This is a genomic window from Nocardiopsis nanhaiensis, from assembly GCF_054778635.1.
This window is the reverse complement of sequence record NZ_BAAGZJ010000036.1, coordinates 1-15,096: the sequence shown is the minus strand read 5'-3', so window position 1 is coordinate 15,096 and position 15,096 is coordinate 1. Positions and strand designations below refer to the sequence as shown.

Annotated in this window: 9 protein-coding genes; 8 read left to right on the top strand and 1 reads right to left on the bottom strand. The window is 69.9% G+C overall.

Features of this window, described 5'->3' with window-relative positions; all coding sequences use genetic code 11:
• Nucleotides 1-2: 2 nt before the first annotated feature.
• The 8 genes from ACYVD1_RS18105 to ACYVD1_RS18070 all read left to right on the top strand — a co-directional run bounded on the left by ACYVD1_RS18105 (nt 3) and on the right by ACYVD1_RS18070 (nt 14,182).
• Entirely contained in the window at nt 3-803 is an 801-nt protein-coding gene (locus ACYVD1_RS18105; protein WP_460773972.1) for an ABC transporter ATP-binding protein, read from the top strand.
• Nucleotides 796-1,512: a class II aldolase/adducin family protein gene (locus ACYVD1_RS18100; RefSeq protein WP_460773969.1), complete on the top strand. Its 717-nt coding sequence runs from the start codon at nt 796-798 to the stop codon at nt 1,510-1,512. The genes ACYVD1_RS18105 and ACYVD1_RS18100 overlap by 8 nt, the downstream gene beginning before the upstream one ends.
• A 296-nt stretch (nt 1,513-1,808) precedes the next feature.
• Complete coding sequence (gene cobT / locus ACYVD1_RS18095) at nt 1,809-4,346, top strand: nicotinate-nucleotide--dimethylbenzimidazole phosphoribosyltransferase (RefSeq protein WP_460773966.1); 2,538 nt, start codon at nt 1,809-1,811, stop codon at nt 4,344-4,346.
• A 339-nt stretch (nt 4,347-4,685) separates the two neighbouring features.
• Nucleotides 4,686-5,966 carry a uroporphyrinogen-III C-methyltransferase gene (gene cobA, locus ACYVD1_RS18090; protein ID WP_460773963.1) on the top strand — a complete coding sequence of 427 codons (1,281 nt, stop codon included), beginning with the start codon at nt 4,686-4,688 and terminating at the stop codon, nt 5,964-5,966.
• A gap of 73 nt (nt 5,967-6,039) precedes the next feature.
• Complete coding sequence (locus ACYVD1_RS18085; RefSeq protein WP_460773960.1) at nt 6,040-7,932, top strand: dynamin family protein; 1,893 nt, start codon at nt 6,040-6,042, stop codon at nt 7,930-7,932.
• Nucleotides 7,929-10,928 carry a GTPase gene (locus tag ACYVD1_RS18080; RefSeq protein ID WP_460773957.1) on the top strand — a complete coding sequence of 1,000 codons (3,000 nt, stop codon included), beginning with the start codon at nt 7,929-7,931 and terminating at the stop codon, nt 10,926-10,928. Before ACYVD1_RS18085 ends, ACYVD1_RS18080 begins: the two co-directional genes overlap by 4 nt.
• Nucleotides 10,929-11,502: 574 nt before the next feature.
• On the top strand, nt 11,503-12,855 hold the full coding sequence (locus ACYVD1_RS18075) for a sensor domain-containing diguanylate cyclase (protein ID WP_460773955.1): 1,353 nt from the start codon (nt 11,503-11,505) through the stop codon (nt 12,853-12,855).
• 265 nt (nt 12,856-13,120) lie between these two features.
• Nucleotides 13,121-14,182, top strand: a complete 1,062-nt coding sequence (locus ACYVD1_RS18070; RefSeq protein ID WP_460773952.1) for a DUF4192 domain-containing protein — start codon at nt 13,121-13,123, stop codon at nt 14,180-14,182.
• 134 nt (nt 14,183-14,316) lie between these two features.
• On the opposite strand, the gene ACYVD1_RS18065 is transcribed toward ACYVD1_RS18070, so the two are convergent.
• Complete coding sequence (locus ACYVD1_RS18065) at nt 14,317-14,628, bottom strand: hypothetical protein (protein WP_460773950.1); 312 nt, start codon at nt 14,626-14,628, stop codon at nt 14,317-14,319.
• Nucleotides 14,629-15,096 lie beyond the last annotated feature (468 nt).

The window sequence follows — 15,096 nt, the reverse complement described above, 5'->3', positions numbered from 1 at the left end:
CGATGAGGACGGAACAGAAGCTGAACCTGCAAGGAGTGAGCAAGACCTTCCACCAGAGGGGAGGATCCGTCCAGGCGCTCGACAACATCACTCTGGACGTCTCCGAGGGGGAGTTCGTCAGCCTGATCGGAGCCTCTGGGTGCGGAAAGAGCACACTCCTGAGGCTGGTGGACGGTCTGACCAAACCGAGTGGGGGCGAGCTCATCCTCGACGGAAGCCAGGTGACGAGCCCGGGTCCCGACCGTGCGTTCGTCTTCCAACAGGACCGGCTGCTCCCGTGGCGCACCATCAAGGACAACGTGGCCTTCGGCCTCGAAGTCCAAGGGGCGCCGAAGGACGAGGTCGCGACACGGTGTGCGGAGCTGTTGGAACTCATGGGCATTCCGGGTTTCGCGGATGCCTATCCACACGAGTTGTCTGGCGGCATGCGTCAGAGGGTGAACATTGCCCGCGCTCTAGCGGTCGATCCTCAAGTCCTGCTCATGGACGAGCCCTTCGCTGCTCTGGACGGTCAGACCCGGGAGATCATGCAGGCCGAGCTCATGCGGGTGTGGCAGGAGACCAAGAAGACCGTCCTTTTCGTCACGCACCAGATCGACGAGGCGGTTTACCTGTCCGACCGCATCATCGTGCTGACGGTACGACCGGGACGGGTCAAACAGGAAATCCATGTTGATATTCCTCGTCCAAGGACGCTCCAGACCAAGCGGACACCCGAGTTCACCCGCTACGTGGACGAGATCTGGGGGCTGATCGAACAGGAAGTCAGGGAATCGATGAGCATGGAGCTGCGCAATGGCTGAGGAAGCTGCTTCGCGGAGCGAAGACGAAACGAGAACGCTGGTATGCCAGGCGGGCGCGATACTGGACGGTCTGGGCCTGGTCGACTACCTCGGGCACTGTAGCGCCAGACTTCCCGGCACCGACCACATCGTGATCAAGCCTAAACACTCGCCCCGCATCCGCCGGATGAACCAGTTGACCCCTGCGGACCTGTCGATCGTCGACCTCGATGGTGAGCTCATCTCGGGTTCCCACCCCGCACCGACCGAGGTGTTCATCCACACGGAGATCTATCGTGCGCGGCCGGACGTGAAATCAGTCGTGCACACGCATCAAACCGCCGCGACACTCATGGGGGTGCTCGACCGCCCAATCCTCCCTCTGCTGCACGTGCCCGCGTCATTCGTCCCGGAAACTCCGGTCGTCTGGCCGCGCCCAGTCCTGGTGAACAGTCCTGAGCTTGGCCGGGACCTGGCGAAAGCTCTCGGGGAAGCCTCCTTCTGCCACCTGCGCGGACACGGAATCGTGAGTGTGGCCGATGACACGCGTCGAGCGACGGTCGGAGCGATCATGCTCGAAAAGTTGGCTGAGGCTTCTCTCTCCGCCGTCCAAGCGAAGGTAGTACCCCACACGATCGGACAGGAGGAACTGGAGACGTTGCGAGGCCAACTCGCGGGCGTCGAGGGCCGATGGGCCTACTTCCTGGAGGTGACGGGACAGAGCCGCTGAGTCGGGAACGATCCGGGTGGCCGCTCAAGGGTGCCACCCGGATCGTTCCTGCGGCACTGCAGACTCCGGCTGTGTCGCCCCGAGTCCAGCAACCGGCCGGGTACCCAGCGCGCGGTCACGCGAACTCTGGCACAGTTGATGATGACTTGAGGCCCCCGGCGTTCCAACCGGAGCAGGCTGCCCCGGGCCGGGGGACCCGTGTGAGCGGCTTGGACGCCGCGGACTACGCTGGACCGGACCCGTATCGGACCAGGCGAAAACGGGCAGCTCACAGACTTTTTCTTCGGGGAGCGACCATGACCGATGACGACCGCGAGGACGCGCGTCCGGAAGAGGGCACCAAGCGGCGCGGTAGCCGCTCCACGCCCGGACTGGGTGGTCTCCTGGGCGGCCTCCTGGACGGGCTGCCGGAGAGCGGCAAGGGAACCAAGGCACAGGAGCCGAAACCCTCCGCCGTGCCGAACAATCCGTTCCGGCGCACCGCTCAGGAGCCGACCCCGGAGCCCGAGCCTGCACCGGCTCCTGAACCCGCATGGCACGCGGCTCCCGCGCAGCCCCAGGCCCCGCAGCCCCCAGCGCACCCCGGCCCCGCGCAGTCACCGCCCCAGCCCCAGGTCCAGGCGCACCCCCCGGCGGCACCACCATCGCCCCCCGCGCACGGGACCCGGCCGAACGTCATTCCCTTCCGCGGAGGTAACCGGAACCCGGACGGCCCACCACCCGGCCCCCAGACTGGTCCGCAGCCGTCTATGTCGCAGGCTGGTCCGCCCCAGACCGGTCCGCAGCCCGCACCGCCCTACCCCGAGCCCCCGACAGGACAGGCCCACCCCGCGTCGACAACACCCCCGCCTCCCGCGCACACCACGATCCCCGGCCACACGGATGCCAGTCCTATGGCCACCGACCCAGAGCAGAGCGACACCGTGCACGCACACCAGGCAGCGGCGCCCCTTCCGGAGCCGGAGCACACCGGTCCGCCTCAAGGGACCGGACCCCAGGCAACCCAGGAAGCACCGACCCACCCCGCCCAGGCTCCGAGCCAGCCCCAGGTAGTGAACCAGCAGTCCCAGCCGGGTCAGCCCACCGCGGCCAGCGACGACGCCTGGCAGCTCGACGTCCACGCCTTCGAGGAGACCGAGCGCGCGGCCGTCTACCGCGCCATCCGTGAACGCCGCGACGTCCGCGCGGGTTTCCGTCCGGATCCGGTCCCCGTTGACGTGCTCACCCGAGTCCTGGACGCCGCTCACCAAGCGCCCAGTGTCGGACACACCCAGCCCTGGGACTTCCTGGTCATCGACGACCCGGAGCGGCGTGCCCTGGTACGTGACCTCGCCGAGAACGAGCGGGACTCGCAGGCACACGCCCGACCCGGCCCCCGCGCTCAGGCGTTCTCCGGGCTCAAGGTCGAAGCGGTTCTGGAGAGCCCGCTCAACATCGCCGTCACCGTCGACCCGACCCGAGGGGCGCAGACCGCAGGTCGGCACTCCAAGCCCGCCTCCTATTCCGCCGCGCTGGCGGTCGAGAACCTCTGGTTGGCCGCGCGCACCGAGGGGCTCGGGGTCGGCTGGGTCGCGTTCGCCGACGAACGCGACGTGGCCCGTGTGCTCGAGCTTCCCTCCCACCTCGAGGTCGTCGCCTACCTGTGCGTCGGCTACGTCGAGGAGTTCCCCACCGAACCCGAACTCAGCCTCGGTGGCTGGGCGAAGGGACGCCCCCTGTCCTGGGCGGTGCACCGCGACCGCTACGGTCGCCGAGGTCTGCCCGGCCAGGAGCCCACCACCCTGCTGGAGGAGACCATCACCGCCATCGGAGCGCTCAACGCCCGTGCCGTGGAGGAAGCCAGCGAGCGGCAGGCCCGGATGACCAAGCCCCAGGGGTCCCTCGGAATCCTGGAAGAGGTGTCGATCCAGCTCGCGGGGCTGGCGGGAGAGTGCCCGCCGCCGATCCCCGAGCCCGCGGCTGTCGCGGTCTTCGCCGGCGACCACGGGGTGTTCGCCCAGGGGGTGACCGCCTGGCCGCAGGAGGTCACCGCGCAGATGGTGCAGAACTTCCTCGACGGTGGGGCCGTGGTCAACGCCTTCGCCGAGCAGGTCGGCGCCGAGGTCACCGTGGTGGACGTCGGTGTGGTCGGCGACCTCCCGAACGCGGCCGGACTCCTGCCCCGCAAGGTGTCCCGGGGGACGACCGACTTCACCCAGGGCCCGGCCATGACCCGGGACCAGGCCCTCCAGGCGATCGAGGGCGGCATCGAGGTCGCCCGCGACCTGGTGTCGGCGGGCAATCGCTGCCTGGTCACCGGCGACATGGGTATCGGCAACACCACCCCGGCCGCGGCGCTGTTCTGCGCCTTCACCGGGGCCGACCCGTCGGTCGCCACCGGCCGCGGGACTGGGCTGGACGACGCGACCTACGAACACAAGGTCGAGGTGGTCCGTCGGGCGCTGCAGGCCAACCCGGTCGCCCCCGAGGACCCGATCGGAACCCTGGCGGCGCTGGGAGGCCTCGAACACGCGGCGCTCACCGGGTTCATCCTGGGCGGTGCCGCACTCCGGGTTCCGGTGCTGTTGGACGGGGTGGCCGCCGGTGCGGCCGCGCTCGCCGCCGCCTCGATCTCCCCGGAGTCCCTGAGCTCCTGCTTCGCCGGCCACCGTTCCGCCGAGCCCGGACACGGTATCGCCCTGGAGTACTTGGGCCTGACCCCGCTGGTGGACCTGGAGATGCGTTTGGGCGAGGGATCGGGTGCGCTGCTGGCGCTGCCACTCCTCCAGGCGTCGGCCAGGGCGCTGCGCAACGTCGCGACCTTCGATACGGCGGGCGTTTCGTCGGCTCAATGAGGTGGCTCGGCCCGGTGGAGCCGCTCTTCACCCATCCCCGAGGGGATCGGAGGAGGGGCCGCACCGGGCCGTTCAACGGCAACGAACACGGCAACGAACACGGAAACGAACCCGGCGATAAACGCTGTGCGTTGGCTTCGATGCGTTCCGTGTCACTCTGTCCCTTGTGCGTTGATTTACCTCTGCGTAACACCGCTCTGACAAGGTACTTTGGAGAAATCGCCGAACATCGCCGGCGGCGCGTTGAGAGCAAGCCTTCGCACGGCCAGCCCTCGTACGCGCACCCCGCCGTCGAAGCCGGGGGCCGGTGCGGACGACCGGACCGGAGGGGTGCGACCCGTGACCTATCTTCTTGGCTTGCGCATGCGGGACCGTGACGTCCTGGTGGTCGGTGGTGGGAGGGTCGCCCAGCGGCGGGTCCCCGTCCTGCTCGAGGCCGGTGCCCGCGTCACACTGATCTCCCCGGAGGTCTCCGCGGCACTGGAGGACCTCGCTGACGCCGGGCGCCTGGCCTGGCTGCGCCGCCCTTGGGAACCCGGCGACGTCGTCGGCCCCGACGCGGCGCCCTACTGGCTCGTGCACGCCGCCACCGACGTCGCCCAGGTCAACGCGGCAGTCGCCGAGGAGGCCGAGAACTCCCGGATCTGGTGCGTCCGCGCCGACGACCGGCATGCCTCCTCCGCCTGGACCCCGGCCAGCGGTTCCGCCAACGGGATCACCGTCGGCGTCGTCGCCTCCGGGGACCCGCGCCGTTCCGCCGGGCTGCGGGACGCCGTCATCGACGGACTGGCCGACGGCACCTTGGATGCGCGGCGCGGTCGTGAACGCCTGCGCGGTGTGGCCCTCGTCGGGGGAGGCCCCGGTGAACCCGGGCTCATCACCGTGCGGGGACAGCAGCTCCTCTCGCAGGCTGACGTCGTGGTGGTGGACCGCCTCGCTCCGACGTCACTGCTCGACCGGCTGCCCGCGGACGTCGAGATCGTGGACGCCTCGAAGATCCCCTATGGGCGCTCCATGACACAGGACGACATCAATTCCGTCCTCGTCGAGCGCGCCCAGGAGGGTAAGTTCGTGGTCCGCCTCAAGGGCGGGGACTCGTTCCTCTTCGGAAGGGGCGGTGAGGAGGCGGCCGCCTGCGCCGCTGCCGGTGTTCCCGTCATGGCGGTGCCCGGTGTGACCAGTGCGCTCGCTGCACCGGCCAGTGCCGGGATCCCCGCCACCCACCGCGGGGTGGCTCAGGACGTGCACATCGTCTCAGCCCATGTCGTCCCAGGTGACAGCCGGTCCACGGTCGACTGGGCCGGGCTGGCCCGGGCCGGAGGTACCGTCGTCGCCCTCATGGGCGTGGAGCGGATCGAGGCGATCGCCGACGCCTTGGTGGAGCACGGCCGCGGTTCCGACACCCCTGTCGCGGTGGTCCAAGACGCCACACTGCCGGGCCAACGGGCCGTGACGGGTACGCTTGCGGACATTGCCGCCTCGGTCCGATCGGCCCAAGTGCGGCCTCCCGCAGTGGTGATCATCGGAGAAGTGGTCAAAACAGCGCGGGATCTTGACATACTGCACACGGGAGCCCAGCTCGAGACCGATCGACTGGCGACCGGGCGCGATCTTCAATGAGACCTTCGGCGGCGGCGCACGCCAGTCACGTCGACGGGGGAACATCAGTACCGATGAGGAGGGCATACCGATCATGACCCGGCCGTCGGCCGCACCGCACACCTCGGGTTCCGGTGCCTCGGACCGGTTCGGAACCGGACCGGACGCCGCCTCCGACCAGCCCGCCGCCGCGGGCTCAGAAACCGCGCCCACGGCCGGTGTACCCGACGGCGAACGCCGCGGACCCACCGTCCCCGTGTCCGCGGGACCGGCCAAACACCGCGCCCCCGTCAACGAGGACGATCGCTTCGAGCAGGTGCTGGAGTCCCTGCGCAAGCAGATCCGCGACCTCGAGTTCGCCGAGGGCCTGGCCGGCGCCGACGAGGGCAAGGAGCTCCAGACGGATGTTCTGGCCCAGCTCTCCGACTACGTCCTTCCCCGAGTCCGCCGCCCCGACATCCCCCTGCTCATCGCCGTCGCCGGTTCCACCGGCGCGGGGAAGTCCACCCTGGTGAACAGCCTGGTGGGTGATCAGGTCACCACCACCGGCGTGCGCCGTCCCACCACCAACAGCCCGGTGCTCGCCTGTAACCCGGCCGACGTGGACTGGTTCAGCGAGGCGTCCTTCATCCCCACCCTGCCCCGCGTCCGCCAGCAGGGGCTGGCGATGCCCGGCAAGGACGGCATGCTCGTGCTCGCGGCCACAGAGGCCATGCCTCCGGGTGTAGCCCTGCTCGACACCCCAGACGTCGACTCCGCCGTGGCAGCGCACCACGAGTTCGCCGCCAAGTTCCTCGACGCCGCCGACCTGTGGATGTTCGTCACCACCAGCGGCCGCTACGCGGACGCGCGGGTGTGGGAGTTCCTCCAGGTGGCCAGGGACCGCGACACCTCCCTGGCCGTGGTGCTCTCCCGCGTCCCCCGCAAGGGCCGTCGGCAGCTGCTGGACCACTTCGGCGCCATGCTGGAGGCCAACGGGTTGGCCAACGCCGCCCGGTTCGCGATCCCCGAGACCGACCAGATCCAGGGCGAGCGCTTCACCTCCAACGTCGCCGACCACATCCGTGAATACCTCGCGGACGTGGCCGGTGAGGCCGGGCAGCGGGACCGGGTCTCGCGCCGTACCTTCATCGGTGTGATCGAGAGCTTCCGCACCCGTGTGCCCGAGCTCGCCCGTCAGGTCGAGGGGCAGATCGAGACCGGGCGCTCCCTCAGCGCGGTCGTCGACGACGAGTACGCGGGCGCAGCTGCCCGTATCGACGGCTCCCTGAGAGACGGCACCCTGCTGCGCGGCTCCCTGCTCGCACGCTGGCAGGAGGTCGCGGCCAGCGGCGAGCTCGCCAAGAGCCTGCGCTTGCGCCGCAAGCGCGGCCGCAAGGGCCGCGCCGACCAGGCCGAACGCGGGCAGCGGGTCAGTGCGTTGGAAGGGGCCGTGCGTGACGCGCTGGAGGCGTTGGTGGTCTCCGCCAACGACCGTGCCGCAGACCAGGTCGAGCAGCGCTGGCAGGACGTCCCCGGCGGCGCGGAACTGGCCTCCAAAGCCCTCAACCAGCCCGGCACCGGGCTTCTCGCCAAGCAGGTCCGCCAGGAGATCACCGAGTGGCAGCGTGAGATCGCGGAGATGACCGCGGCCTCCGGTGCCACCAAGCGTTCCGTGGCCCGGTTCGTCACCTTCGACCACGACATCGTCGCCCTGGTCATGATCGTCGACCTGCTCGGCTACGAGCGGTCCCATTCCGGTGGCGGGGTCCACGCGGCCGAAACCTCCGGTCCTTCCCCGCAGAGGCTGCTCAAGGGGCTTTTCGGCGCCCAGTCTTTGCGCAGCATCGGCGGGACGGCGCGGGAGAACCTGCGTCAGCGGGTCCTCGGGCTGCTCAAGCACGAGCGGGTGCCCTTCGACCACGCGCTGTCGACGGCGGGGATCCCGTCCGAGGACAGTGCTGTCCAGCTCTATCAGGCCACGTACAACCTTGAGATTGCACGATGACGACTCAGTGGAACCCTGCCCACGCGGGGGACACCGGACCGGGCGAGACCGGACCGGGGGATACCCGTGCTTCGGCGGAGGGCGGGGAGCGCGAGAGCGGGCCCGCCACGTCCGGGCCTGGGAACGACGAACCCGCGGCGGGGCCTTGGAACGACGAATCCGCCGGGCCCCGAGATACCTCGGCCCGCGACGCCTCCCCCTATCAGAGCAGCCCTTGGCGCGGCTACACCATGCCTGTGCCCGAACACCCCGAGCACGCTGAGCAGCGGGAGCGCGCCGCTGAGGATCCGCCTGCCTACGACGGGATCACCGGGTATCCGGACCCGTCCGGAGCGGGCTCGGCACAGGGCGTCGATCCCCGCGTCCCTGAGGGGCGCGAGGGTGGCTCAGCGCAGCCGGATCCTGGCTCTGGGTCTCCGCAATCGGCTTGGGCCCAGCAACGGCGCTCTGGGCGGCACGCGCGCCCCTCCGCGCCCGCGCGGGAAGAGCGGCACGGTTCCGGAGGGGAGCGGAAAGGTCCGGGCAGTGGGGACCACGACGACCCGGATGGTCTCGCGGGCTGGGTCGACAGCCTCACATCAGCCGCCGACGACACCCGGATCGCAGGGCGCAATACCGGTACCTTCCCGGTGATCTCCGCGGACACCGAGCGCCCCGGGGAACTGCCCTCGGACGAGCATTCCGACGGTTCAGCCGACCTTTCCGGAGAACGGGGCAGGCTTCAGCGCCGCCCTCGGGGAGCCCTGGGTGGCCACCAGGCGCGCACCACCACCGAGGGGGTGCCCGGCGCCGAACCTGATGAGCCCGTGGAGGACACCTGGACCGAGCGCGCCTGGTTGGCGAGTGCCCGGGTCGAGCGTGAGCGGGCGCAGCGTGAGCGGAGCGGTGGTACCGCCGCTCAGGAGGCGATCGCAGGGGCGGCGCACGCCAGGACCGACCGGACCGGGCCCCGTGTGCCCGAGGATGACGAGCAGCAGGAGCACCACGAGTCCGGGACAGGGCACTCCGAGCCCGACACCGGTCCCGCAGAACACGGAGGACACGGTGCGCCCGGTGGGCCCATCGGGCACGGAGACTCCGGCACCGCACAGCTTGCCGGGGACCCGCACGGCGCCCAGGCAGCCGAGGCGGATCAGCGCGAAGGCGCTCCCGAACCGCTGCCCCGCCGCATTCCCGGACCGTCCGCGGTCTCCGGGGCCTTCCGGGCGATCGGCGGCGGCACCGCCGCTTCCGGTCCGGAAGGGCGTACCCGGGACGAGGGCGCGGGGGAGAACAGCCCCGGGCCGGAGGGGGCCGCCGAGGAGGGCCCCGACGGGCAGGGGACACATGCGGTGGAGGCAGAGGAGGAGTACCGCCCCACCACCCACGATCACTGGCAGCCCACCAGCACCACCAGCCGCGCCGAACTCATCGAGCGGTTGGACGCCCTGAGCACGCTCACCGAACTCGGTCAGGACGACCTTCCCGCGGAGGTCCTCGGCCGGGCCGGGCAGCTCCTCGACCACGCCGGAGCGCGCCTGCGCCTGTCCGGTGAACACACCGTCGTGGCCCTGGCGGGCGGTACCGGAAGTGGTAAGTCCTCCCTGTTCAACGCCTTGTGCGGGCTCGAACTCTCGCAGACCGGTGTCACCCGGCCCACGACCTCCAAAGCACACGCCTGCGTGTGGGGGCACGAGGGGGCCGACGCCCTCCTCAGCTGGTTGGGCGTGCCCGCCCGGTACCGCCATTCCCGAACCAGCGTCCTGGACTCGGACGCTTCCGAGTTGACCGGCCTGGTCCTGCTCGACCTGCCCGACCACGACTCCGTCCGCAGCATGCACACGGCGGAGGCCGACCGGCTCATCGGCTCCGTCGACCTGCTCGTGTGGGTCCTGGACCCCCAGAAGTACGCCGACGCCGCCGTACACCACCGCTACCTGGCGAAGATGGCCGGGCACGGAGCGGTCACCGTGGCCGTCCTCAACCAGGTGGACAAGGTGGAGTCGGACGAGCTCGAGGAGCTGCTCACCGACCTGCGCCGTCTTCTGGAGTCGGAGTCGGGCGTGCACCCTCGGGTGATCACCACTTCCACCCTCACCGGCCAGGGCATCCGCGACCTGCGCGAGTTCCTGGGGGAAACGGTCACCGACCGACGGGCCCTCGTGGACCGGCTGGTGGCCGACTTGGACCAGGTCGTCGAACCGTTCGAGGAATTCTGCGGCGAGGAGTTCCCCGAGACAGTGTCCGCACAGGTGCGGTCGCGCGTCCAGGAGGGGTTGGCCGGCGCGGCCGGGGTCACCGCGGTCTCGGACGTGGTGGAGACCAACGATGTCCGGCGAGGCAAGCGCCAGGTCGGGTGGCCGGTGGTCCGCCGCGTGGCCAAGCTGCGCAAGGACCCCTTGGCCGCGGTGCAGCTGGACTTCCTGCGCCGGGACGAACCCGGGGTCGGCGGCCCCGTCGACGCGGGGGAGGCCGAGCTGGAGACGGTTCTGGGCGAGGTGGCCGACGAGGCGTCCGAGGGGATGCCCGGTCCGTGGCGCCGTCGGATGCGCGCCGCAGCCCGTTCCGGTGTCGCCGAACTCCCCGCCGAGCTGGGCGAGGCGGTCTCCGGTGCGGTCGGAGACCCGGACCGCAGCCCTTCGTGGTGGCGACTGGCCCGAACGGTGCAGTACGCGCTGTTGGCCGTGGCCGGAGCGGGACTCGCGTGGGCGCTGCTCGCGCTCGTGAGCTGGATCGGTGGCGGGTTCACCGGTCTGCGGGTGTTCGATGACCCGGTCTTCATCGTCTACTCGGGCGCGGTGGTCCTCGCCGGCCTCGTGGTGGGATGGCTGATCGGGGTGGGTTGCGGAAACCTTGTGGAGGTCGCCGCGGTCCAGCGCCGCGAGGACGTGGAGCGCGCTGCCCAGGGGCGGGTGCGGGAGATCGCGGGCCTGCGTGTTGTGGCGCCGATGGAGAAGGAACTGGAGCGCTATCGGGCCTTCCAGGCCGCCTACGAGGTGGCCGGGGTCCAGCGGTGACCGCGCTGGTGCGTGACAGGACATGAGGAAGGTCGGCCGAGGGTGAATCCCGGCCGACCCGGAGTAACCGGGGACGGGCAGCCTGTTGGGTGTCCGTCCCCGTTTGCGTTAGGGAGGGGGATCTAGTTCCAGTTCAGAACCTTCTTGGCCATGTGATGCTCCTTCGTTCGAGTGCTGGATGCAGGCGCGCTCGAGCGGTCGGTACGACAGACGGACGGACGAACCGGGCCAAGTTTCTGGCCGAACCGCCGATGCCCTATGGCAGGATGCCCTAATTTGTCACGGTTACCAACCCCCCTAGAACAGAGGGTGACAGCTACGGTAGCCTCAACCTGCGCGTCCCATACAATCGGCAATTAAGTTATTACTCAAAGTAATGTAAAGTAAGGAGGGTGTGCTTGCCTCCCGCCTACCTGGGAGATTGTGCGTTCCTGCCGGTGACCGAGCGGCACCACGGGGGAACGCGGGGCGAGTCCGGTTCGTCGAATGGAGAACCGTAGGGGGCGATGGGCACATCAGAGTCGGGTGTATGGCACGGATGGCAGACGGTGAAACTGGGAGGGAGGATGGAGCGGTGAGTATCTCGGAGAAGCCGATGGCGGCCGAGGAGAGCCTCCATGGCGGACGACGGTCCTGGCCGTTCTTCCAGCAGTCCCGAGGACTGATCGTCTACCTGCTCCTGCTGGTCTTCGTGGCGCTGTTCCTGTTCGGGGTGGCCGCGGCACAGACGGTTCTCACGCTGTTCGACCTCACTGTCTTCTTCGCCCTCGTGGTGTCCGCGGTGGTGTGCGTGGAGGCGATCCGGCGCATCGGCATGCCATCCGGTCTCAGCCGTGACCTACTGGGGGCCTGGTGGCTCCCCGCGATGCTCCTCCTGCCGCCGGTCTACTCGCTCCTCATACCCATCCCCGTGTTCATCCTGCTCCAGCGCCGCAGCCGACGCATGCTGGTGCACCGCAGGCTGTTCAACGCGGCATCCGTGGGCGTCTCCGGGTTCCTCGCCTCGGTGGTCTGGCACGGATCCCAGGTCGGGTTGCCCGCCGGGATCGGTGGGTCACCGGCCACACACGAGGTCTTGACCACCGTGAACGGTGTGTTCGTCGCGCTGCTGTGCTGCGCGGGGTTCACCCTGCTGAACACGCTCCTCGTGTCCATGGCCGCCAGGCTCAGCGCGGGTGCCAAGACCAACAGCATGTGGGACCGAGAAGCGCTCCTGGTGGACTCCGTCGAATTATGTGTCGGTGTCACCGTCGCCATCCTCGCCCAGCTGTCCCTGTTCCTTCTGGTCATCGCGGTGCCCCCGGTGCTGCTGCTGCAGCGCAGCCTGGTGTACCAGCAGTTGCAGGTCGCGGCGCGAACCGACCCCAAGACGGGGTTGCTCAACGCGCCCACCTGGGAGCAGGAGGCTGCCGACGAGATCGCGAGGGCCCGTTCCTCGCGCGGTCGCGCTGCTGTGCTGATCGTCGACATCGACCACTTCAAGCGGGTCAACGACAGCCACGGGCACCTCTTCGGTGACCAGGTTCTGCTGGGGGTGGCGACCACGATCGCCCAACAGCTGCGCCAGTCCGACCTGCTCGGCCGGTTCGGCGGTGAGGAGTTCGTGGTCCTGCTGCCAGGGGCCGACACCACTGAGGCTTGGCAGGCGGCAGAACGGCTGCGCTCCCAGGTCGGGCGGATGGAGATCGCCGTGGACGACGTCCCGGTGTCGATCACCATCTCGATCGGGGTGGCCGTCGTCGGCTATCACGGCAACGATCTCGTGGAGCTGCTGACCGCGGCCGACCTCGCGCTCTACCGCGCGAAGGAGACCGGGCGCGACCGGGTCTGCCTGCCCGCGGGCCGCCCAGAGGTCACCGGAAAGATTCCGGGGCCCAGGGAAGGTGAGCTCTCCGACCCGACCACCAGTCCCGGTGAACCCTCCTGAACTGCTGAAACAGTGAGGTGGCGTGAGTTGTCCACAGCTCCGGGCAAGCCCGGTTGCACGTTGACGTCCAGTGACCGAACGTAAGGTTATGCCCTGTGATCAGCATGAACCTTCCTCTGATCCCTCCGACGACCCCCGGGCCGACGCCCTGTCGGGCCGCCAGCCCGACCCCCGGCCCGAGTCCGGGTCCGCGGCCACACCGGAGGTTCCGGTAGCGCCCGGTTCCCCGACCGTCCCCGCCCCTCGCGCGTCCCCAGACGCCGATATGGTTCCACTCCGGCTGCGCAACCCCGTCGACTTCCTGGCCGCGCTTCCGTACCTGGTCACGCAGCCACTGACCGACGCGGTAGTGGTGCTCGTCCTCGGGGACGGGAAGGTCCAGGGGGTGCTCTACAACGGGCTCGACCACCTGGACCGGGTCCTGCCCCCGGCCCGCAGCGGGGTGGCGGCGGTCCGGGCCGCGCTGGCCGCCGACGCAACCGCGATGCTCGTGGCCGGGTTCGGTCAGCCAGCGCGCGTCACACCACATGTGAGCGCACTCCGGTCCGAGGCCCGGGCGAGAGGGATGCCGGTCCTGGAGGCACTCAGGGTGACTGACGGACGCTACTGGTCCTATATCTGCCGGAACCACGCCTGCTGTCCCGCCGAGGGCAGGCTGTTCGATCCGGGCGTGTCCACGGTCCCAGCCGAGGCGGTCCTGCGGGGCCTGGTTCCGGGGGGCCCAGCCGAGACCGACCGGGCCCGGGGCCTCCTGGAACCCGTGCACGGCGCCCTCCGCGCGGCGGTGGCCGAGGCGGTGGCGGCCGAGGAGGCACTGGTCGCACGGGAGGACACCGAGACGGCACTGGTCAACCGGTGGATCCCCGAGGTGCGCGGCGCGCTTCGCCGGGAGGAGAAGGACCGTGTCACCGAGCCCGCGGCCCTGGCCCGGCTCGGCGTCCACCTCACCGAGCTCCGGGTCCGCGATGACATGTGGACACGGATCGTCCCGGAGACCGCCGAGGTGCACGTCCGTCTGTGGTCGCGGGTTACCAGGCATGTGCCCGAACGCCTCCGCCCGGCGCCCGCCGCGCTCCTCGCGGTAGCCGCCTGGCAGTACGGCGACCAGCGGTTGGCCAAGGCCGCCCTGGACGCGGCCCTGTCCGTGGACCCGCGGTACTCCATGGCGGTCCTGATGAGCCGTGCGCTGAGTTGGGGACTGCCCGCCGAACGCTGGCGGGGGTTCGTGGCCGAGCGCCGGGATGCGGAACCGGACGGGGACGATGATGAGGCCGGACCCGACGGGGAGGCCTGGCCTGATGGAGAGGGGTTGCCACCCCAAGGGTAGCTGGGGTCGGCCCTGACTCACCGAACCCGCACAGGGGGCGTGACGGCGCGCGTGGACGCCCCCTGTGCGGCCACCCCTCTGCTCAAGGCCCACCAACCCGTGGCGGGCCTTGAGCGGAGGGGCCTTCTTCTGGCCTACTGCTGCCAAGGCTCGGGGAGCGGAGCGCCCTCTTGGAGCGTGCTGGTGAGCCTTTGCCAGTAGACCGCCGCGCTCTGAAGGGCTTCGGCGCTTTCCGAGCAGTCCCACTCCGCGCGGAGGACTTCGGAGACCGAGTCGTACAGCGCGGTGACGTAGACCCACGTGGTGCAGGAGTCGCCGGGCGTCACCTTCCACGTGTCCGGGGGCTCCGCACCGGAGCGCAGGAGGGTGTCCAACCCCAAGCGGAGTGGGTCCGACAAGGGCGCCTGACCGAGCTTGCCGCGCGAGCCGATTGGAGCCTGGCCCATCGAGGCCTGTTCGAAGACGGTGCCTAGCTGTACTTCGCTGGTGCGGTGTGGTGTGGGGCGGTGCGGTGTGTGCCCGTGGGGCCGTGGTCTTGTGCGGGTGGTTTCCCCGTTTCCTGCCGCCCGATGGTGGCCGTCTCCGCTGCGCGCGTCAAGGTCGTCGCCATCGAGCGCTTCGCGCGCTCCACCTTGACCCGCTTCGCTGCGACGGCGGGTAGGCGGCTATCAGGAAACCGGGGAGGTGTGGTCGGGAGGCGATGGCCCCTTCGGGCCCGAAGGGCCCACGGCACAAGCACGGCCTGGCGGCCGTCAGCTGCCACTCCGCCAGCGCGTTCACGGTTGCGGGTGTCGCGGCCGGTCCATGTGCGCGGCGAAAAGCACCACCGAAAACACAGAAAAACCTGGAATTCCAGGAGCGGATAAACACCGCACCAGGTGGCCTGAAATAGGAGACTCGAAGAAAGTCAGGGG

Coding starts and splice junctions, on each gene's coding strand:
- ACYVD1_RS18105 (WP_460773972.1), top strand. CDS start 3: ATGAGGACGGAACAGAAGCTGAACCTGCAAGGAGTGAGCAAGACCTTC.
- ACYVD1_RS18100 (WP_460773969.1), top strand. CDS start 796: ATGGCTGAGGAAGCTGCTTCGCGGAGCGAAGACGAAACGAGAACGCTG.
- cobT (WP_460773966.1), top strand. CDS start 1,809: ATGACCGATGACGACCGCGAGGACGCGCGTCCGGAAGAGGGCACCAAG.
- ACYVD1_RS18085 (WP_460773960.1), top strand. CDS start 6,040: ATGACCCGGCCGTCGGCCGCACCGCACACCTCGGGTTCCGGTGCCTCG.
- ACYVD1_RS18080 (WP_460773957.1), top strand. CDS start 7,929: ATGACGACTCAGTGGAACCCTGCCCACGCGGGGGACACCGGACCGGGC.
- ACYVD1_RS18070 (WP_460773952.1), top strand. CDS start 13,121: ATGGTTCCACTCCGGCTGCGCAACCCCGTCGACTTCCTGGCCGCGCTT.
- ACYVD1_RS18065 (WP_460773950.1), bottom strand. CDS start 14,628: ATGGGCCAGGCTCCAATCGGCTCGCGCGGCAAGCTCGGTCAGGCGCCC.